This window comes from uncultured Oceanisphaera sp. (assembly GCF_947495715.1).
Taxonomy (GTDB): domain Bacteria; phylum Pseudomonadota; class Gammaproteobacteria; order Enterobacterales; family Aeromonadaceae; genus Oceanimonas; species Oceanimonas sediminis.
Map to the genome: position 1 here is coordinate 49,416 of NZ_CANLZU010000003.1, position 20,603 is coordinate 70,018.

Genomic DNA, 20,603 nt, shown 5'->3' on the forward strand with positions numbered 1-20,603 from the left:
ATACAGACGATAACGGCATTCAGCCCATACAGGATTTTTTATGACTCACATCGACCAACTTCATCGTTATCTGTTCGACAACTACCAGGTTCGGGGCGAGCTGGTACAGCTGCAGCAGAGCTTTCATCAGGTGCTGGCATCCCAGGCCTATCCGGCACCGGTACAACGGCTGCTGGGCGAGCTGCTGACCGCTACCAGCCTGCTGACCGCCACCCTCAAGTTTGAAGGCCACATCACGGTACAGCTGCAGGGCGACGGCCCCGTTTCTCTGGCCGTGATTAACGGCGACCACCAGCAGCAGCTACGCGGTGTGGCCCGCTGGGAAGGCGAGGTGCCCGACAGCGACAAACTGGCCGAACTCGTCGGCAAGGGCTACCTGGCCATTACCATTACCCCCAATGACGGCGAGCGTTATCAGGGTATTGTCGATCTCGGCGAACATTCGCTGAGTGCCAGCCTGGAAAACTACTTCGCCCAGTCCGAGCAGCTGAACACCCGCATCTGGCTGTTTACCGACGTGCAGCACGAGCAGCCGCGCTGTGCCGGCATGCTGTTGCAGGAACTGCCCGGTGATCAGGCCGGTGACTTTACCCATCTTGAAGCCCTGACCCACACCATCAAGGCCGACGAGCTGTTGAATCTGGACGCGCACGAGATTCTGTATCGCCTCTATCATCAGGAAGCGGTGCGGGTGTTCGATCCGCAGCCGGTCACCTTTCAATGCACCTGCTCGCGGGAAAAATGCGAACAGGCGCTGTTGCAGGTCGGTCAGCAAGAGGCCGGCGACATTGTGAAGGAAGAGGGTAAAATCGAAATGCACTGTGACTATTGTGGCCGGCACTATCACTTCGATGAAGCGGATCTGCAAAACCTCTTTAATGATGCCCCGACACTGCATTAACATTTAATACAAAAAAATGGGGCATTGTGCCCCTTTTTAGTTAATTTTCCGCTCAAAACTCTAAATTTTGACACTGATCCCCTAAATACCGCGCAATTCCTGCTAGTCTGCCGCGATTAATTATTCCAATAATCATGCTTACTCAACCCCTTCGTACCAGGAGATAACAATGACGTCGCAGGCGCAGCAATTAGGCCTCTCTCAATACGGTATCAACGATGTTACCGAGATCCTTCATAATCCCTCTTACGAACAATTGTTCGCAGAAGAAACCCGTGCGGATCTGGAAGGCTACGAAAAGGGCGTGGAAACCAGCCTGGGCGCCGTTGCCGTCGACACCGGTATCTTTACCGGCCGCTCTCCGAAAGATAAATACATAGTGCGTGACGACGTCACCCGCGACACCGTCTGGTGGGCCGATCAGGGCAAGAACGACAACAAGCCGATGAGCCAGGAAACCTGGACCGAGCTGAAAACCCTGGTCACCAAGCAGCTGTCCGGCAAGCGCCTGTTCGTGGTCGACACCTACTGCGGTGCCAACCCGGATACCCGCCTGGCCGTGCGCTTCGTGACCGAAGTTGCTTGGCAGGCGCACTTCGTGAAAAACATGTTCATTCGCCCGAGCGAAGCCGAACTGGAAGGCTTTGTGCCCGACTTCGTGGTGATGAACGGCGCCAAGTGCACCAACCCCAATTGGAAAGAGCAGGGCCTGAACAGCGAAAACTTCGTCGCCTTCAATCTGACCGAGCGGGTACAACTGATCGGCGGTACCTGGTACGGCGGCGAAATGAAGAAAGGCATGTTCTCGATGATGAACTACCTGCTGCCGCTGAAGGGCATTGCCTCCATGCACTGCTCCGCCAACGTGGGCAAAGACGGCGACGTGGCCGTGTTCTTCGGCCTTTCCGGTACCGGCAAGACCACCCTGTCCACCGATCCCCAGCGTGAGCTGATTGGCGACGACGAGCACGGCTGGGACGACGATGGCGTGTTCAACTTCGAAGGTGGCTGCTACGCCAAAACCATCAAGCTGAGCCAGGAAAACGAGCCGGAAATCTATGCCGCCATCCGCCGCGATGCGCTGCTGGAAAACGTGACCGTGCTGTCAGACGGCACCATCGACTTCGATGATGGCTCCAAGACCGAGAACACCCGTGTCTCCTACCCCATCTATCACATCGACAACATCGTCAAGCCGGTATCAAAAGCCGGTCACGCCAAGAAGGTTATCTTCCTGACTGCCGATGCCTTCGGTGTGCTGCCGCCGGTGGCCAAACTGACCCGCGAACAGGCCCAGTACCACTTCCTGTCCGGCTTTACCGCCAAACTGGCCGGTACCGAGCGTGGCATTACCGAGCCGACTCCCACCTTCTCCAGCTGTTTTGGTGCGGCTTTCCTGAGCCTGCACCCGACCCAGTACGCCGATGTACTGGCCAAGCGCATGGACGCAGTAGGCGCCGAAGCCTACCTGGTGAACACCGGCTGGAACGGCACCGGCAAGCGGATTTCCATCAAGGCGACCCGTGCCATCATCAACGCCATTCTCGACGGCTCCATCGAAGATGCCGAGTTTGTTGAAATGCCCTACTTCAATGTGGCCATTCCCACCAGCCTGCAAGGCGTTGAAGACGGCTCCATCCTGGATCCGCGTAACACCTACGCCGACCCGGCCGAGTGGGACGTCAAGGCACAGGATCTGGCCAAACGCTTCGTCGACAACTTCGACAAGTTCACCGATACCCCCGAGGGCAAGGCCCTGGTAGCAGCTGGCCCGCAACTGTAATTACAGTGCGCGACAACAGGCAATAGCAGAGACCCCGGTTCAGGCCGGGGTCTTTTTTTTACGTGCTTTTGCCATTCTGTGCGGTTTTATACCAATCTGGAAAACCAACTGATCTACTTGGCTTCACGGTAAAGGTCGAACGAAGGGTCCATTCCACCGACACGCTGAACCGCATCCCTGCGACGCTCAGCACATGACGTCCGGCCGCCAAGGATGGCGGGAGTGTCAGCATTGCAGGAGCCTTTGTTGACCTGTCATGTGATGGTCGCTGGAGTAGAACCCTTCATCCTCCCTAATGCTGCAGAGTCGCCTGTGGAACGGCCTGCAGATAACTCGGTGCCAAAGAGAGGCAACAGAGAGCGGCTCCCGCGACCGTGAAATGCCAGGGATGGCATTTCCGAGCCCCCATGGATGGGTTTATGGCGTGTCATGGGAGGTGACTCTGTTTCCTCTCGTCTCCGGCTTTAAAACAGATCATATTTTTATTTAGATCGTTATCAATGCGCCAACAGCTGGTCGTTCCAGGCCAGCAGCCAGTCTTCGATCTGCTCGGCCGGCATCGGCAGAGAGATGCCATAACCCTGCACATACTGACACCCCAACTGTTGCAAGCGCTCACCCTGAGCCGATACTTCCATGCCGTCCGCAATCACGCTCATTCTCAGCACCGCCGCCAGCTGAATCACGCTTTCCACCATGCCCGCATCATGCCCTTGCGACAGCAGGTCGCCGACAAAGCTGCGATCGATTTTCAGGGTGTCCACCGGCAACCGATTGAGGTGAGCAAGAGAAGAATACCCGGTGCCAAAGTTATCAAACAAAATGCTCAACCCCAGCAAACGACAACGTTCCAATACCGGAATCAAGCCATCTATGTCGGCCAGTACCGCCGCCTCCTGAAACTCCAGCTCCAGCAACGAGGGCGACACCTGGGGGTAGCGGGCCAGCAGGCGGCCCAGTGCATCGATAAAGTCCGCATGCATCAACTGGCCGGTACTCACATTGAAACTGACTCTGAACTCCAGCCCCTGCGCCACCCAGGCGGTCATTTGCGCCAATACCCGCTCAATCACCCACAGCCCCACCTCGAATTCCAGCTCGCTGCCGATAATCAATGGCAGAAAGTCGGCGGGCGCCACTATGCCACGTTGCGGGTGACGCCAGCGTAGCAACGCCTCTACACCAATCATGCACTTGCTGAGCAGCTCGACCCGTGGTTGGTAATAAAGCAAAAACTCGTTCCGTTTGAAGGCGGCCGACAACAGGGCAAACTGCTGCTGCCGGTGATATTCCTGCTGATGCAGTTCGGCATCGAAGAACACATAGGTGTTCTTGCCCTGCTTTTTAGCCTGATACATGGCCTGATCCGCATAGCGCAGCAGAAGCTCCGCATCATCCGCATCCTGAGGAGACAGCGCCACACCGATGCTGGCCGACACCCGCACCTGCTGACCATCCAGCTCCATCGGCTCATGGATCACCGCCAGTACCCGATCGAGAATTTCATCACACTCCAGATCGTTGTGCAGTCCGGTAAACAACAGGGCAAACTCGTCCCCTCCCAGTCGGGCCAGGGCATCACAGCTACGGGTGATCTGACCCAGCCGCCGGCTGATTTCGATGAGCAGCCGATCACCGGCCGCGTGTCCCAGACTGTCATTGACCTGCTTGAAACCATCCAGATCCAGATAGCACACCGCCAGCCTGCCCTCGTTACGCCTGGCGCCGGCAATAGAGCGTTCCAGCAATTCGCCAAACAGCAGCCGGTTGGGGATCCTGGTCAGAGCATCGTGACAGGCCTGGTGCTTGAGCTCGGCTTCATGCTGCTTCAGATGGGTAATATCGGAAAAAATAATCACATGGTGCAACACCCGATCCGCATCGTCGCAGACCACCGACACCGCCAGCAGCAGTGGATAGGACTCACCATTCTTGCGCCGGCTCCACAGTTCACCCTGCCAGTGTTCGCGGGCGTCGAGATGGCGGCACAGTTCGGCATAAAAATCGTCGTCATGATCCTGGGCTTGCAATAACTCCGGCGAGCCACCGATCACATCCTCGGGCAAATATCCGGTAATGCGGGTAAAGGCCGGATTGACATGGGTAATACGGTTGTCGGCATCGGTCACCATGATGCCCTCATAGCTCGACTCGAACACACTGGTTGCCAGCCGCTGCTGGGCTTCAATGTCTTTCTGTGCGCTGATGTCCTGCCCCACGCAGAGCATGTGACCATTGGGCAGCATGATATTGGCCCACAGCATGGTCAGCACGTCTCCCTTTCGGTTCAAGGGCCGCCATTCACGGAATACCGAGCTGTTGAGAGAGGTAAAAGTGGCGATCACCTGACGTCGCTGTTCGGGATCGGGATAAAAAAGATGCAGTGGCGCCGCGTGTTGTTTCAGCTCGTCAAAACTCCAGCCAAATATCCGCTCGCACTCATGATTCCATAGAATGCAGCGCCCTGCCGAGTCGAACCCGTTAATGGGGATGGGAACATGATCAAACATGCCTTTTAGCCGGCTCAGAAAACGCCGGGACGAGCCTTCCCGCTTTCTCTGATGTGTATGTTGTTCCTGCTCGCGCCATAACATGGCGCCGTGGGTTGTCAGTATATCGAGGGTCTGACGTTGGGTTGGCGCAAGCCGAGGGGCTCTTGTCCGGTATTCGAGTAGCAGCAATCCTTCGAGTGACCCGCGCGACGCGGGCACCGCCATGTAGCGCTCCGCGCCCGGGTCGGCCGCCGGAGGCACGGCGCAATAAAACCGCGCTTGCTGCCGGATAGCCAGATAATCCGCCGCCGCCCACTGCGATAATGGCGGCCATTGGCGACCCACTGCGAGTGAGGGCGAGCCATCGGCATTGAAGAATACAAACCAGGCGCGTTCGGCATCGGCACACCTGGCTGCCAGGGCACACAACTCCGACCAATCGTCGCGCTTTTCGGTCTTGGCCCCCTCGGTCACTCCATCATCCTGACTGCCATAGCTTCGCATATCCATGCTCATATTGATTACCGCTTTATCGAGCCAACAGACCATCAAACCCTTTCAATTAACCGTTCCCGGTGAATATCCGTCTATCGGCGATGATGAGACTACTAATCATAGAACATCGCCACTTATACCGCGGCCTGTGCAAGGGGATGCCACAACTCCTTTGCCACCTCGAAAAAACCCCTGGCCAATGGGCTGGCCTGATCGTCGTTGCGCATCACCAGGGCTCCGATGCGGGCCATGGCGGGTAATACCAGCGGCCGACACTCTACCCCCGGCAACTCGGAAAAAAGCACGCTACCGGCCGGAATCAAGGCACAGCCCAGGCCGGCATGCACCGCCCGCATCAGCCGGTAAACCGAGTCGGACTCCAGCATCGGCTGCAGCCTGACGCCTTGCCGGGCAAATACCGTTTCCAGATAGCCGCGAAAATACATGCCCGCCTTGGGCAGGCACAGCGGCAAGGCCGCCAATTCCTGCAGTGTGGGCGCCGTCGACAGCCGCTCTCGCCATTCAGGCCCGCACGCCAGCACCACCCCCTGCTCCGGCAACGCCAGACTGTTCAGTTGCGCCAGGACCTCGGGTTCAAAAAAACCACCGCCAATATCCAGACGGTTCTTTTCCAGCCCCTGCACTATGGCATCGGCGGTCATGTCGTCAATCTCGAACCCCAGGCCGGGGTAGCGCTGCCGCAACCGCGCCAGCACCGGACTCAGATCCATGCAACTCAGTGGCACCAGCCCCAGTCTTACCGTGCCGGTGAGACGCCCCTTCATCGCCTCCACCTCCAGTTTGAGGTTGTCATAGTGGCTCAGCAGAGTGCGGGCCCGCTCCAGTACCCGTTCGCCTTCGGGCGTAAAACCCTCGAACTGCTTGCCCCGGCGCACCAGGGGCATCCCCAGCTCGCTTTCCAGCTGCTTGATGCGCATCGACAGCGTCGGCTGGGTAATGCAGCAGGCCCGGGCCGCCCGGCCGAAGTGCCGTTCCCGCTCCAGGGCACAGAGGTAGTAAAGCTGCTTGATGTCCATGATTAACCTGTCTGTTTTATTATTAAAAAACATGAATGAAGCAATAATTGATAGATTACCTATATCACAATATCGAATCTTTCGATTAGATCACGCTCCGGCCGCTCACTACACTGGCGTTAACTGCCTTTAACGAGTTCTGTGACCATGTCCTTTTGCCAGCCCGATGCCCTGCCAGGTTATCAGTATGTGGCCACCACCGACGGTGAATCCCATGCCCTGGCCAGCGAGGTGCCGTTGGCTATTCTGCTCAACGGCATCAGCCACGCGGTGATGATGGTCACCCCCTGCCAACTGGATGAATTCATCACCGGTTTTCTGGTCAGCGAAGGCGTCATCAAGCACTCACGAGAAATCCACGATCTGGAATTCCACCGGCAAGATCAGGCACTTGAAGCCCGCGTCACCCTGGGTAATGGCGCCCATTACCGCTGGAAAGAGCACCGCCGCAGCCTGGCCGGCCGTACCGGCTGTGGCCTGTGCGGCATCGAATCGCTGGCTCAGGCGCTGCCCGAGTTACCCCGTCTGCCTGCCGCACCGCTGCCGCCAGCATCCGCCCTCTTGCAACTCGGCCGGCAGTTGCCGGACTGGCAGCCACTGGGTCGGGAGTGTGGTGCCCTGCATGGGGCTTTTTTTGCCAGCCTGGACGGCCAGATTCTGCATGGCTGCGAAGACGTGGGCCGGCATAACGCCCTCGACAAACTCATTGGCACCCTGTTGCATCAGAAACCACCGCTCGCCGCCGGCATGGTGCTGATGACCAGCCGCTGCAGCATAGAGCTGGTGCAGAAAATGGCCCGCGCCGGGCTGTCTACTCTGGTCACCCTGGCCGCCCCCACCGAACTGGCGGTGCGCCAGGCCCGGCGAGCCGGCCTCAACCTGCTGCATCTGTCGCGCCAACAGGGCCCGCGAGTTTATTCCACTTCAGAAACCGAGCCTCATCATGACTAGAAAAATCAAACCCTATCAGGGCCCGGCCGGCGGCTGGGGCGCCCTGTCTGCCACCACCCGTTTCGTGTTCGGCAGCAAGCAACCGGCAGCCAACATCCGCAATCTGCTCAGGGCCAATCAGGTCAAGGGCTTCGACTGCCCCGGCTGTGCCTGGGGCGACGAGCAGGGCAAGCATTTCTCCTTCTGCGAAAACGGCGCCAAGGCCATCAGCTGGGAAGCCACCACCAAACAGGTGACACCCGCCTTCTTTCGCGCCCACAGCGTCGGCAAGCTGCAGCGCCAGAGCGACTATTTTCTCGAGTATCAGGGCCGACTCGAACAGCCGATGTACCTGAACCGGGAACGTGGTCACTATGAGCCCATCTCCTGGGAGAATGCCTTCGCGCTGATCGCCCGCCACCTCAACGGGCTGGATCACCCGGATCAGCTGGAGCTGTATACCTCGGGGCGGGCCAGCAACGAGGCCGCCTATCTGTATCAGTTGTTCGGTCGTTCCTTTGGCACCAACAATTTTCCCGACTGCTCCAACCTCTGCCACGAGGCCAGCGGCGTCGCCCTGACCCAGGCGATCGGGGTGGGCAAGGGCACAGTGACCCTGAGTGATTTTGAACGGGCCGACGCCATCCTGGTGTTCGGCCAGAACCCGGGCACCAATCATCCGCGCATGCTGCACAGCCTGCGCAATGCCGCCCGCAACGGCACCGCCATCGTCAGCTTCAACAACCTCAAGGAACGCGGGCTGGAGCGCTTTGCCGATCCGCAAAGCCCGCTGGAAATGCTGACCCCGAAAGACTCGCGTATCTCCAGCCACTATTTATGCCCGCGACTGGGTGGCGACATGGCGGCGGTGCGCGGCATGGCCAAACTGGTGCTGGAATGGGACGCCGAGGCGCTGAGGCGAGGCAAGCCGGGGCTGCTTGACCGGGACTTTATCGCGCAACACACTCACGGGCTGGAAGACTACATGGCGACGGTGGCCGACACCTCCTGGCAACAGATAGAAGCGCAATCGGGTCTTAGCCGGGCCGAACTGCGCCAGGCGGCCGAAGTTTACGCCGGTGCCGAGCGGGTGATCTGCACCTGGGCCATGGGCATTACCCAGCACAAGCATTCGGTGGCCACCATTCGGGAGATCACCAATCTGCAGCTGCTGCGCGGCCAGCTGGGCCGACCCGGTGCCGGTTTGTGCCCGGTGCGAGGCCACAGCAACGTGCAGGGCAACCGCACCGTGGGGATAAATGAACAGCCCGACGCCGCCTTTCTCGACCGGCTGCAACAACACTTCCAACAGCCCATGCCTCGCCGGCCGGGTCATAATGCGGTCGCGGCCATTCAGGCCATGCTGGATGGCAAAGCCAGGGTATTTATTGCGCTGGGCGGCAACATCGCCGCCGCCGCCCCCGACACGCCCGCCACCGCCCGGGCATTGGCCAATTGCACGCTGACGGTACAGATCAGCACCAAGCTCAACCGCAGCCATGTCATGGCCGGTAAAGAGGCGCTGATTTTGCCCTGCCTGGGCCGCACCGAAGAAGATGTGCAGGCCAGTGGCCCCCAGTTCATTACGGTGGAAGACTCCTTCAGCATGGTGCACGCTTCTCAGGGCGTGGCCAACCCCAAGAGCCCGCACCAGCGCTCGGAAACCGCCATCATCGCCGGCATGGCTCAGGCAGTGCTGGGCAATAAACCGGTCGACTGGCAGGCGTTGGCCAACAATTACGATCTTATCCGGGATCATATCGCCGCCACCCTGCCCGGCTTCGAGCAGTTCAATGAACGGCTGCAGCAACCCGGTGGCTTCTATCTGGGTAACAGCGCCGCCCGTTATCAATGGCAAACCGGCAACGGCAAGGCCAACTTCGGTTCCGACCCGCTGCCTGCCAGCCTGATCCCGGAGGCCGTGACCGCCAAGGCCCAGGGCATGCTCTCAACCCTGCAGACCCTGCGTTCGCACGATCAGTACAACACCACCATCTACGGCATGGACGACCGTTACCGAGGCGTGTACGGCCAGCGCATGGTGCTCTTCATGCACCCGGACGAGATCAAGCGCCGCGGCCTGCAGGAGGGAGACTGGGTCGAGCTGATCGGCGTGTGGCTGGACGATGTCGAGCGCAAGGTCGGTGGCTTCAAGGTGGTGGCCTACGATATTCCGCCCGGCGACGTGGCGGCCTATTATCCGGAAACCAACCCCCTGGTGCCGCTACACAGCGTGGGCGACGGCAGTGATACACCCACTTCCAAGTCGATTCCGATACTGATCCGCAAGCAGGACGCACCGCGGATTATTTGAACTACCATCCCGGTGCTTTCAGTCTTTGACTCATCGGCCAAAGGGCCCGTTTCACCGACTCGCCGTAACCCCATCCCTGGGGGCTCCGCCGCGCCCTCCCTGGCGCGGAGGGTCGGCGAAGCAGATCCCTTTGTCCTCCTGCTACCTCGGTGCCACTAGTTGGCGCCACCTACCGGCAACTCGGCATTCAAAAAGAGGTAACAGAGACAGGCTCCCACGACCGTGAAATACCAAGGCCGGAAAATGCTCCTGCCGTTCCGGCATTCCCTCCCTCCCTGGCGGTCAGATGGCATTTCCGATCCCGAATCCCAGAAACACCAAAGCCAGCCCTGGCGGCTGGCTTTCTGTGTCCTGCTTGGGCTTGTGGCCCTGGCTCCCGGCCTTTCACTCGCATCGAGTGTGGCCTTTGTGGTGCTTACCGGTGTGGTATCCCGGTTTGCGACAGGGGCCGAGGGTATCGGTCTGTCTGTTTCCAGAAGGTGAAACCATCTTATCGCCTAATCCGGGGCGAGTGGTTGCGAATGAAAGGTCAAATTCAATTCTTTAAGCAATAACTCACCCCGTGTACTCTATATGGAGAGCAGTTATTTCATCAGGTGAACATTTTGAGCAACCCACTACAACTGGATCGTACCGACAGACGGATTCTGGAACTGATGCAGCGCCACGGCCGTATCAGCAACCTGGAGCTGGCCGAGCGTATCGGGCTGTCGCCCTCGCCCTGCTCGCGCCGGGTCAAGGCACTGGAAGAAGCCGGCCTTATCGCCGATCACGTCACCCTGCTTAACGCCAACAAGCTGGGCCTGAGCCTGCTGGCCTACATTCATATCTCGCTGGACCGGCACACCCCGGAACGATTCGAAAGCTTCGATGCGGCCATCAACGGCTTTTCCGAGGTGCTGGAATGCGATCTGATCACCGGCACCGAGGCCGATTATCAACTCAAGGTGATAGTGCGCGACATGGAACACTACCAGCAGTTTCTGCTGGGCAAACTGACCCGGCTGGATGGCGTGACCGGGGTACGATCCAGCTTCGTACTGCGCCGAATCAAGCACGAAACCGCCCTGCCGCTGGAGCATCTGGGGTAAATAAGAGCGGTCTGAAATCTGCCCCAAGCCGAATAGTCAGCTCGCCGATACATTCTTCAGCCGCAGCAGGCCATCGGCACGTTCCACCAGCAACGCCAGTTCCTGCTTCAGCAGCTGGCTGAATTCCTCGGTCGCCCGGGAGCGCGCCCGGTGGGCCGGATACAACAGATGATAGGAAAACGACACCCAGGGCTCGAAGGGGCGAAATACCAAGTTGGCAGACGAAAAATGCAGCGCGGTAATCGGGTCGACCAGCGCCACTCCCGAGCCGGCATCAACAAAGGAGCAGGCCACGTGCGACAGCTGGGTATCGAACACCAGCTGTCGGCTGACCCTGGCCTGTTCAAACGCTTCGTCCACCTTGTAACGCACGCTCTGCTCCGGCCCCAGTGAAATAAACGGCTGATCCCGCAAATCTTCCGGCACTATGACCTGCTTTTCTGCCAGCGGGTGACTCGCCGGCAAGGCACAGACCAGGGCCGCCTCCCCCAATACCTCCACCGCCAGCGCCGGATCGGCCACATTGATGGCGCCGATACCGACATCAAAATGCTGGGTCGCAATCCAGTCGGCCACCTGCTGGGAGCTGCGCACCTGCAGCGTCAGATTCACCCCCTGGTGACGCTGGCTGAACTGCTGCATGACCCGGGGCAGAAAACCCAGCGCAATGGCCGGCATGGCCGCCACCTTGAGGCTGCCACGCTGAAAGTCGCGCAGCTCTTCCGCCATGTTCGCCAGCCGGTCGATACCGATGAAAGAGCGTTCCACCTCTTCAAACAGCAACAAGGCTTCGGGCGTCGGCGCCAGCCGTTTGTGATGACGCTCGAACAGCTTGATCTTTACCGCCGCCTCGAAGTCGTTGAGCAGCCGGCTCACCGCCGGCTGCGAAATATAGAGCAGCTCCGCCGCTCCCGTGGTGGTGCCGGCGATCATTACCGCCCGAAAGGCTTCTACCTGTCGATAACTTAACTTGGCCATGGTCTGTTCCCTGAATACTGCCCTGCCAACAAGATAACATTATGTTATACAAAGGCCACTTAAAACGATTTGTTGTTATCATTTTGTGAATGCAAAATGAACAACAGGTAGACAAGGTGGCAAGCACCGATTTCTGCAGGTGAACCGCACAAGGACAAGAATATGGAAACGGTATTCAAGTACACACTGACGCTGCTGATCACCACGGTGGCCGGTTTTCAGGCCGTACAGGTGATTTCGCGCTACGTGTTTGAAACACCCATGATGGGGCTGGAAGAAATGGCGCTGATCCCCACCATGTGGCTCTACATACTGGGGGCGGTCAACGCTTCTCGCGAAGACACCCAGATTCGCGCCAATGTGCTGGACGTCTTTCTCAAGACCGACAGAGCCCGTCACTGGCTGGCGGTGTTCTCCGAAACCATCAGCCTTGCCATCTCTGGCTGGCTGACCTGGTGGGCCTGGGACTACTTCAAGTATGCCAATCGGGTCTGGAAAGAAAGCCCGACCCTCTACATTCCCACCATCATCTACGAAGCCGCGCTGTTTCTGGGCCTGATGGTGATGACCCTCTATGTAGGCTGGCACCTGCTGAAACACCTGCGCACCCTGCTGGCGGGCGGTGAGGCCCACCGGGTCGACACCATTCCCGAACCGGCCGAGGTGACCGAGTTCAAGCTGCTCACGGAAGAACAGAAAGGAGAGAAGTTCCATGGTTGAAATTGCGATTCTGGCCTTTGCCGTGCTGGTGATTTTGCTCACCATCGGCGTGCCGCTGCCCTATTGCTTCGGCGCAGGTCTGATGGTGATGAGCCTGGTGGGAGACGCCACCATGAAAGGCACCATGCTGTGGGGCTTTAACCAACTGGCCACCCCGGTGCTGCTGGCGGTCCCCCTGTTCGTGTTTGCCGGTACCCTGATGAGTGTCAGCGGCATCGCCGGCAGTCTGCTCAAGTTCGTCAACCTGTTCGTCGGCCGCATTCGTGGCGGTCTGGGCGTGGTGGCGTCGGTCAGTTGCGCCATTATCGGCGCCATTTCCGGCAGTGGCCTCACCGGCATCGCCGCCATCGGACCGCTGCTGATCCCGGAGATGGAGCGTCAGGGCTATCCCCGCGCCTACGCCACCGCACTGATTGCCAACTCGTCCATTCTGGGCCTGCTTATCCCGCCCAGCGTCACCATGATCGTCTACGGCTGGGTTACCGAAACCTCGATTCTGGCCAGCTTTCTCGCCACCCTGGGGCCGGGCCTGCTGATCATGTTCAACTTCGCCCTGGTCAACCTGTTCATGGCGCGCAAGTTCCCGCTGGTACTGGACGATCCCAAGCCGTTCAACGAAGCCATTCGCGAAGGCGCCGCCCGCACCGTACACGCCCTGCCGGCGCTGCTGATGCCGGTAATCATACTGGGCGGTATCTACGGCGGCATCATGACCCCCACCGAGGCGGCGGCCATCGCCGTTATCTATGCCATTCCGGTCGGCTTCATGATCTACAAGGGGCTGACCTGGCGCAGCTTTATCGAGTCCGGCAAGGAGTCCGCCACCGCGGTTGGCGCCATCCTGATCATGGTGCTGTTCAGCCTGATGCTCAGCCAGATCTACGTGATGGAAGACATTCCCCAGGCGCTGGTAGATGCCATCTTCGACATCACCACCGACAAGGTGCTGCTGCTGATCATGGTCAACCTGTTCCTGTTCCTGATTGGCATGGTGGTCAACGACGTCACCGCCATCATACTCACGGCGCCCCTGCTGCTGCCGCTGATGTCTGCTCTGGGTGTCACCCCCATCCAGTTTGCCGCCATCATGGGCGTCAACACCGCCATGGGGGGCGTGACCCCGCCCTATGCCAGCATCCTTTACATGGGTGCGCGCATTGGCAAGGTGCCCTTCACCCAATTGATCAAGCCCGCCATGATACTGCTGCTGTTCGGCTACCTGCCGGTAGTGGTGCTGGTCTCGGTATGGCCGGATCTGTCTGAATATATACCAGCCCTGTTTGGCTACTGATCCTCAAGGAGAACACCATGAAAAAACGGATTGAATACACCACCCTGGCCAAGAGCCTGCTGTTGTCGCTGACCCTGGCCGGCACCGTCGCCGAGGCGGCCACCCTGAAAATTTCCCACGTGCGGCCCCAGGGTACCGCCATCGACCAGGACGTGCGTCAGCTGTCCGACGAGCTGAAGGCCGCCACCGATGGCGATCTCAAGCTCAAGGTCTATCCGGCCAACGCCCTCGGCGACTATACGGTGGTACAGGAGCGGGTCAGTCTGGGCGCCATCGATATGGCGGTGCAGCCGCCTTCTGCCGGCGCCGACAAGCGCTTTCAGGTCATCTACATGCCTTACATGGTGAAAAACTGGACCGATGCCCGCGAGGCCTACACTCCGGGTTCACCGCTGCGCAACACCATCAACGAGCTGTATCAGGCGCAGGACATCAAGGTACTGGCCGCCTGGCCGGTGTACTTCGGCGGCATCGCCCTCAACCGGGACGTGGAACAGGTCGCCGATCCGAGCCATGACAAGGGCGTGAAGCTGCGGGTGCCGCCGATGAAGTCGTTCCAGCTGCTGGCCGACAACACCGGCTTTATCGGCTCGCCCCTGCCCTTCTCCGAAGCCTTTACCGCGGTACAGACCGGGGTAGTAGACGGCGTTATGGGCTCGGGTGCCGAAGGCTACTACGCCTCCTTCCGCGACGTCACCAAGTCCTATGTGCCGCTCAACACCCACTTCGAAGTGTGGTTCCTGCAGATCAACGCCGAACGCTATGCGGATCTGGATGATGCCGAGCGCGCCGCTCTGGATCAGGCCGCCCAGGCCTTTGAACAGCGTCGCTGGGACTCCGCTCAGGCCGATCAGGCCGCCTACGAGCAGCGTCTGGCCGATGCCGGCGCCAACATCGTTGCGGTGACCGATGCCGATATCGACGCCTATGCCGATGTGGCCCGTGAACAGATCTGGCCCGAGATCATGAAAGACATCGGCACCGACTGGGCCGAGCAGGTTCTGGCTTCATTCAAGTAAATCCGCTTCAACTGCACTTTCTCGCAGCAAGACAGGAGTCAGGAGCCGATAAGCAGACCCTCTACGCCAGGGATGGCGTAGTGGAGCCCCCAGGGATGGGTTTATGGCGAGTCTGCATTCGGGCCTGACTGCTGTAACCAATTCGGGAAAGGTTATTTACTCCATTTTGCCAAAGGAGAACATGATGTCGGTTCGCAACCATGCCAGCCGCAACGAGACCGATGTGGCCATCATCGGCGGCGGTCTGGTGGGCATGTCCCTGGCCTACGGCCTGTTGCGCCAGGGCAAAACGGTCACCGTCTTCGACGAGGGCGATCAGGCGCTGCGGGCCTCTCGCGGCAACTTCGGTCTGGTCTGGGTACAGGGCAAGGGTGACACCTGCCCCGAGTATGCCCGGCTGTCCCGGCTGTCGGCCCGGCTCTGGCCGGAGCTTGCCGCCAACCTGCAGCAGGATACCGGCATCGATATCGAGCTGCAGCAAGGCGGCGGCCTCTATGTCTGCCTCGACCAGCAAAGCCTGCAGCAGCGGGCCGACATGCTGGCCAGGATGCAACAGGACGCCGACGGCGACTATCCCTTCGAGGTACTGAACGCCGAGCAGGCCCGGAAAAAGGAACCGGCACTGGGGCCCGATATCGCCGGCGCCACCTGGTCGCCGATGGACGGTCACCTCAACCCGCTGCTGTTGTTCCGGGCCCTGCATCAGGCCTTTGAACTGCACGGCGGAAGCCTGATTAACGGCCAGCCGGTGCAGCATATCCAACCCCGGCAGCAGGGCGGTTTCGACATCCGGCTGGATGACAGCCGCTGGCAGGCCCAAAAGGTCGTGCTGGCCGCCGGACTCGGCAACAAGGCGCTGGCCCCTCAGCTGGGTCTGCATGCGCCGGTTGAGCCCAATCGCGGTCAGGTGCTGATCACCGAGCGACTCAAGCCCTTTATCAGCTACCCCACCGGCCATGTGCGCCAGACCGGCGAAGGCACTGTGCAACTGGGTGACTCCAAGGAAGACGTTGGCCTGGATACCGGTACCACCGCCGAGGAGCTCGGCAAGATTGCCGCCCGCGCCATCCGCATGTATCCGGTGCTGGAAAAGGTGCGGCTGATCCGCGCCTGGGGCGCCCTGCGGGTGATGACTCCGGACGGTTATCCCATTTATCAGCAGTCGGCCCGCTATCCCGGCGCCTATGTGGTGACCTGCCACAGCGGCGTGACCCTGGGTGCCGTGCATGCCGGCCCTCTGGTCGACTGGCTGCTTGGCAAAGACACAGATATTTCCCTGGAGGCGTTCAGTGCAGATCGATTCCCCCTTTAACCGCCTGGCCACCGCCCCTGCCGGGGCCGTCACCATAGAGATCGACGGCCAGTCCTTTACCGCCCGCGAGGGCGACTCGGTCGCCGCCGCCCTGCTAGCCGCCGGTGCCGTGCCGTCGCGTACCACACCGGTGTCAGCCAGCCCCCGCGCACCCTACTGCATGATGGGGGTCTGTTTCGAATGCCTGGTCGAAGTCGATGGCCTGGCCAACGTGCAGGGCTGCATGGTGCAGGTGACCGACGGCATGCAGGTACGCCGCCAGTCCGGGGCCCGAGAACTGACAGAGGGAGATTTCCATGAAGCAGTATGATCTGGTGATCGTCGGTGCCGGTCCGGCGGGCATGGCGGCGGCCACCGCCGCCGCCGAGCAGGGTCTGACCGTCGCCGTGCTGGACGAACAGGCCGCTCCCGGTGGCCAGATATACCGCGCCATCTCGGCGCCCGCGCCGCAGGATGAAAAGATACTGGGGCCGGACTACTACCAAGGCCGCCAGCTGCTGGCGCCGTTCAACCAGGCCGGGATAGACTACATTCCGTCCGCCACCGTGTGGGAAATCACCCGCGAGCGGGAAGTCCGGCTATCGGCACAAGGCCAGGCCCGCACCCTGCAGGCGGGAAAAATACTGCTGGCCACCGGCGCCCAGGAGCGTCCGGTGCCTTTCCCCGGCTGGCAGCTGCCCGGGGTGATGAGCTGTGGCGCCGCCCAGATCATGCTCAAGACCAGTGGTCTGACGCCGCCGGCCCCCCTGGTGCTGGCCGGCAGCGGCCCGCTGTTGCTGTTGATCGCATTGCAGCTGCACAGAGCCGAAGTAGAGATTGCCGCCGTGCTCGACACCACTCCCAAAGAGAACTACCTCAAGGCCGGCCGTCATGTCGGTGGTGCCCTGCGCGGCTGGAGAATGCTGCTCAAGGGGCTCGACTACATGGCCCGACTCAAGGGCTCGGGCGTACGCTGCCTGAGCCGGGTGAGCGGGCTGAAGGCCGAAGCCGATGAACACGGCAAGCTGGCCCGAGTGCGCTTCACCCACAAGGGCAAAGAGCAGACGCTGAACGCCACCAGCCTGCTGGTACACCAGGGCGTAGTGCCCAATGTGCAACTGAGCCGGGCCATCGGCATCGACCACCAGTGGGACCAGCAGCAGTTATGCTGGCGTCCTGTTACCGATAGCTGGGGCGAGACCGATATTTCGGGTATCTTCATCGCCGGTGACGGCGCAGGTATCGGTGGCGCCGTGGCCGCCGAACAGGCCGGTCGGCTGGCCGCCTGGCAGATTGCCCATCAGCTGGGCAAACACAGCCCGGGCGATAGAGACAGGCTGGCCGAGCCGGTGCGCCGCACCCTGGCCCCGACACTGGCGATTCGCCCCTTCCTCGATGTGCTCTACCAGCCCGCCGGAGAGTTTCTCACTCCGGCCGACGAGACCCTGGTGTGCCGCTGCGAAGAGGTCACCGCCGGTGACATTCGCCGCTTTGCCCTGCAGGGCTGCACCGGCCCCAACCAGACCAAGGCGTTCAGCCGGGTCGGCATGGGCCCCTGCCAGGGCCGCATGTGCGGCCTGACGGTGGCGCAGATTATCGCCGATACCCGCCAGACCACCCCGGCCGACGTGGGCTATTACCGTATTCGCTCGCCGATCAAGCCGCTGACTCTGCAGGAACTGGCCAGCTTGGGCGATAACGACTCGAAATAAGCCAACGAATACCACCCAACGCAACACCGGCCGCCGAGCCTCAAGTTCGGCGGCTGCAACCTTTTCAGGAGACACCATGACCCTAGTACGCCATCACACCAGCGCGCGCATGAGCCGCACCGTCATTCACAACAACACCGTTTACCTCTGCGGCCAGGTGGCCGAAGACCGTACTCAAGGCATTGCCGAGCAGACCCGCACCATGCTGGCCAAGGTCGACACCCTGCTGAACGAAGTCGGCAGCGACCGCCGGCATCTGCTGAGCGCCACCATCTACGTGAAGGACATGAGTCTGTTCGCCGAGATGAACCAGGTATGGGACGCCTGGGTGCCCGCCGGTCACGCCCCGGCCCGCGCCTGTGTGGAAGCCGCCATGGCCAACCCCGAACTGCTGGTTGAAATCTCGGTCATCGCCGCCATTCCCGAAGCCTGATACTAAAAAATTAAATAACTGATCTATTTGGTTGCTCTGAAAAGGTCGGACAAATGGCCAGCTCCGCCGACACGCCGTGAATACCTCCATGTAGGCTCCGCCGCGCCATCCTTGGCGCGGAGGGTCGGCGGAGCAGATCCCTTCGTCCTCCTTGAAGCTCCGGCGTTGCCTGTAGGCGCCATTCTACGGGCAACTCGGTACTCCTGAAGAGGCAGCAGAGATCGACTACCACGACCGTGAAATGCCAGGGACGGCATTTCCGAGCCCCCATGGATGGGTTCATGGCGTGTCGTGGGAGGCGGCTGTGTTGCCTCTAAACTCGGGATTGAAAATAATCAGATGTTTATTCACATTGGTATGATTCCCTGCTAAGAATCGGCCCCTGGCATAAAAAAACCGGCCCGAGTGGGCCGGCAAAGTAGTGCCTGGAGACGTACTTCCATCAGGCCAGTCCGTGCAACTCCTTCCAGTTGCCCGGGTGAACCACATAACCGAACAGGGCATGGCCGCCATACACCAGTTCGGTGCCTTCGGGGATCCACAGCATCTGGCCGGGGCGCACTTCGTGCTTCTTGCCGTTGGCGGTCAGTTCGAAGCAGCCTTCAATCACGAACACCACTTCGTCATACAGCACGGTCCAGGCCACTTCGGCCCCTTCCCAGCGGGCGAAGCCCACCCCGATGTTCGGGGAAACCTCGGGGCTCAGCGCCCGGGCCACATAGGCGGCACCCGGCGGGCCACCACGAAAGCTGAACTCCAGCTCCTTGCTGTCGATCACTCTGACTTCACTCATAATTCGCTCCGGCTCTGCCATTTGGCCAGGGCAATACGACTTCTTACCCCCAGCCCCAGAAAAGGTTCGGGCGGGTTGATGCTCGGCATGCCGGTCACCTGCTGAATATCACGCAGCTGGGCGGAGTCCGCCCCCACCGCCAAATCGGCCAGCAAGGTGCCGGAAATAGTGCCCCAGGCCGCCCCCACGCCGTTGTCACAGGCGCTGGCATAGACGCCCTCTTCCAGCTGCCCGAAGAAATTGGTGAAATTACGGGAGATGGCATAAGTCCCGCCCCAGGTATGGGTGAACGGCACCTCGGCCAGATCCGGATAACGGGCCAGAAACGCCTGGCGATGATCCGCCTGAATGCGCCGGCGCATGCCGTCACTGGTACTGCCGCCATACTGGGGCACATGCTTGTAGCTGTTGCGGATCAGAATGCGCCGGTCGGCAGTCATCCGCAGCGTGGTGCCCGCATGATCGGCCGGGGTCAGGCCCCAGTTCAGCTTGCCGCCGTAACGCGCCAGCTCGGCGTCGGTCAGTGGCCGGGTCCAGCTGGCAAAGGTCATCACCGGCAACAACCGGTTTTTGAGGTAACCGAACTCGCGGGTGAAGATACTGGTGCCCAGCAGCAGTTTTGGCGCCTGAATTTCGCCTTCATCGCCCAGCAGGCGCCACTTGCCGTCCTCTTTTTGCAGGGAGCAGATCGGCGACTGCTCGAGCAGCTCGACATTGTCCGGCAGGTTGTCGGCCATGCCGCGTACCAGCGCCGCCGGCTGCATCAGATAACCACCGGGGGTAAAGATGGCACGGCTGTAATAAGAGGTGCCCAGCACCGCGCTCAACTCGCCGTGATCCACCTTGCGATAGGGCTCGCCCAAATCTTTCATCAGGTGCTCGAAGTGATCGAGAAAGGCCTCGCCCCGCTCGCCCACCGCGCCTTGATATTTGCCGACCGCCGACCACTGGCAGTCGATGCCGTGACGCTGCACCAGACTATCCAGCTGGGCGATGGCAGAGCGGTTCAGCCCCAGCAGCTTCTGCTTGTGGGCCGGGTCCGGATGCTCCAGTGCAAACTTGTGCGGCAGGTCGATGACGAAGCCGGAATTCCGTCCGGAGGCCCCTTCGGCCGCCCGCTGGGCATCCACCAGCACGATGCGTGCCTGTGGGTAATGCTCGGCCAGGCGACGGGCCGCCGCCAGGCCGGCAAAGCCCGCGCCTAGCACCGCATAGTCGGCCTGCTGCACGCCCTTGAGCCGGGTCACCGGTGTGGCCGGCGGCAGAGCCTGATACCAGCCGCAGCTGTGGTCATCTTTGGGTAAGTTGATCATCTTCTGTTCC

At 60.5% G+C, this 20,603-nt stretch carries 17 protein-coding genes; 12 read left to right on the forward strand and 5 right to left on the reverse strand.

Features of this window, described 5'->3' with window-relative positions; all coding sequences use genetic code 11:
• Positions 1–40: 40 nt before the first annotated feature.
• Both hslO and pckA read left to right on the forward strand, forming a co-directional pair.
• On the forward strand, positions 41–901 hold the full coding sequence (hslO, locus tag Q0753_RS02655) for an Hsp33 family molecular chaperone HslO (protein WP_298716836.1): 861 nt from the start codon (positions 41–43) through the stop codon (positions 899–901).
• 169 nt (positions 902–1,070) lie between these two features.
• Entirely contained in the window at positions 1,071–2,684 is a 1,614-nt protein-coding gene (pckA, locus tag Q0753_RS02660) for a phosphoenolpyruvate carboxykinase (ATP) (RefSeq protein ID WP_298716839.1), read from the forward strand.
• 497 nt (positions 2,685–3,181) lie between these two features.
• Here the strand turns inward: pckA and Q0753_RS02665 are convergent, their stop codons facing one another.
• Positions 3,182–5,692, reverse strand: coding sequence for an EAL domain-containing protein (locus tag Q0753_RS02665; RefSeq protein WP_298716843.1), 2,511 nt, complete (start codon positions 5,690–5,692; stop codon positions 3,182–3,184).
• 113 nt (positions 5,693–5,805) lie between these two features.
• Positions 5,806–6,708 carry a LysR family transcriptional regulator gene (locus Q0753_RS02670; protein ID WP_298716846.1) on the reverse strand — a complete coding sequence of 301 codons (903 nt, stop codon included), beginning with the start codon at positions 6,706–6,708 and terminating at the stop codon, positions 5,806–5,808.
• Between the two features lie 147 nt (positions 6,709–6,855).
• Here Q0753_RS02670 and fdhD point away from each other — a divergent pair, with 147 nt between their 5' ends.
• From fdhD to Q0753_RS02685, 3 genes are all read left to right on the forward strand, one after another.
• Entirely contained in the window at positions 6,856–7,659 is an 804-nt protein-coding gene (gene fdhD, locus Q0753_RS02675; protein WP_298716849.1) for a formate dehydrogenase accessory sulfurtransferase FdhD, read from the forward strand.
• Positions 7,652–9,952 (forward strand): FdhF/YdeP family oxidoreductase, encoded by a 2,301-nt coding sequence (locus tag Q0753_RS02680; protein ID WP_298716850.1) that lies wholly within the window; start codon positions 7,652–7,654, stop codon positions 9,950–9,952. Before fdhD ends, Q0753_RS02680 begins: the two co-directional genes overlap by 8 nt.
• Before the next feature lie 605 nt (positions 9,953–10,557).
• Positions 10,558–11,043: an Lrp/AsnC family transcriptional regulator gene (locus Q0753_RS02685; RefSeq protein WP_298716852.1), complete on the forward strand. Its 486-nt coding sequence runs from the start codon at positions 10,558–10,560 to the stop codon at positions 11,041–11,043.
• 36 nt (positions 11,044–11,079) lie between these two features.
• On the opposite strand, the gene Q0753_RS02690 is transcribed toward Q0753_RS02685, so the two are convergent.
• Positions 11,080–12,021, reverse strand: coding sequence for a LysR family transcriptional regulator (locus Q0753_RS02690; RefSeq protein ID WP_298716854.1), 942 nt, complete (start codon positions 12,019–12,021; stop codon positions 11,080–11,082).
• Positions 12,022–12,183: 162 nt separating this feature from the next.
• Between Q0753_RS02690 and Q0753_RS02695 the strand changes: the two genes are divergently transcribed.
• The 7 genes from Q0753_RS02695 to Q0753_RS02725 all read left to right on the forward strand — a co-directional run bounded on the left by Q0753_RS02695 (position 12,184) and on the right by Q0753_RS02725 (position 18,487).
• Positions 12,184–12,741 carry a TRAP transporter small permease gene (locus tag Q0753_RS02695; protein ID WP_298716856.1) on the forward strand — a complete coding sequence of 186 codons (558 nt, stop codon included), beginning with the start codon at positions 12,184–12,186 and terminating at the stop codon, positions 12,739–12,741.
• Entirely contained in the window at positions 12,734–14,032 is a 1,299-nt protein-coding gene (locus Q0753_RS02700) for a TRAP transporter large permease (protein ID WP_298716859.1), read from the forward strand. Before Q0753_RS02695 ends, Q0753_RS02700 begins: the two co-directional genes overlap by 8 nt.
• Before the next feature lie 17 nt (positions 14,033–14,049).
• On the forward strand, positions 14,050–15,051 hold the full coding sequence (dctP, locus tag Q0753_RS02705; RefSeq protein WP_298716862.1) for a TRAP transporter substrate-binding protein DctP: 1,002 nt from the start codon (positions 14,050–14,052) through the stop codon (positions 15,049–15,051).
• 181 nt (positions 15,052–15,232) lie between these two features.
• The gene (locus Q0753_RS02710; RefSeq protein ID WP_298716864.1) at positions 15,233–16,363 is read left to right on the forward strand and encodes an FAD-binding oxidoreductase; all 1,131 of its coding nucleotides are present in this window, start codon (positions 15,233–15,235) and stop codon (positions 16,361–16,363) included.
• Positions 16,341–16,673 carry a (2Fe-2S)-binding protein gene (locus Q0753_RS02715; RefSeq protein WP_298716868.1) on the forward strand — a complete coding sequence of 111 codons (333 nt, stop codon included), beginning with the start codon at positions 16,341–16,343 and terminating at the stop codon, positions 16,671–16,673. Before Q0753_RS02710 ends, Q0753_RS02715 begins: the two co-directional genes overlap by 23 nt.
• Positions 16,660–18,054: an FAD-dependent oxidoreductase gene (locus Q0753_RS02720; RefSeq protein ID WP_298716871.1), complete on the forward strand. Its 1,395-nt coding sequence runs from the start codon at positions 16,660–16,662 to the stop codon at positions 18,052–18,054. Before Q0753_RS02715 ends, Q0753_RS02720 begins: the two co-directional genes overlap by 14 nt.
• 76 nt (positions 18,055–18,130) lie before the next feature.
• Positions 18,131–18,487, forward strand: a complete 357-nt coding sequence (locus tag Q0753_RS02725) for a RidA family protein (protein WP_298716874.1) — start codon at positions 18,131–18,133, stop codon at positions 18,485–18,487.
• Positions 18,488–18,929: 442 nt separating this feature from the next.
• Here the strand turns inward: Q0753_RS02725 and Q0753_RS02730 are convergent, their stop codons facing one another.
• Positions 18,930–19,280, reverse strand: a complete 351-nt coding sequence (locus Q0753_RS02730) for a cupin domain-containing protein (protein WP_298716877.1) — start codon at positions 19,278–19,280, stop codon at positions 18,930–18,932.
• A complete protein-coding gene (locus Q0753_RS02735) occupies positions 19,277–20,593 on the reverse strand; it encodes an FAD-binding oxidoreductase (RefSeq protein WP_298716880.1) in 1,317 nt (438 codons plus the stop codon). The genes Q0753_RS02730 and Q0753_RS02735 overlap by 4 nt, the downstream gene beginning before the upstream one ends.
• Between the last annotated feature and the right edge of the window lie 10 nt (positions 20,594–20,603).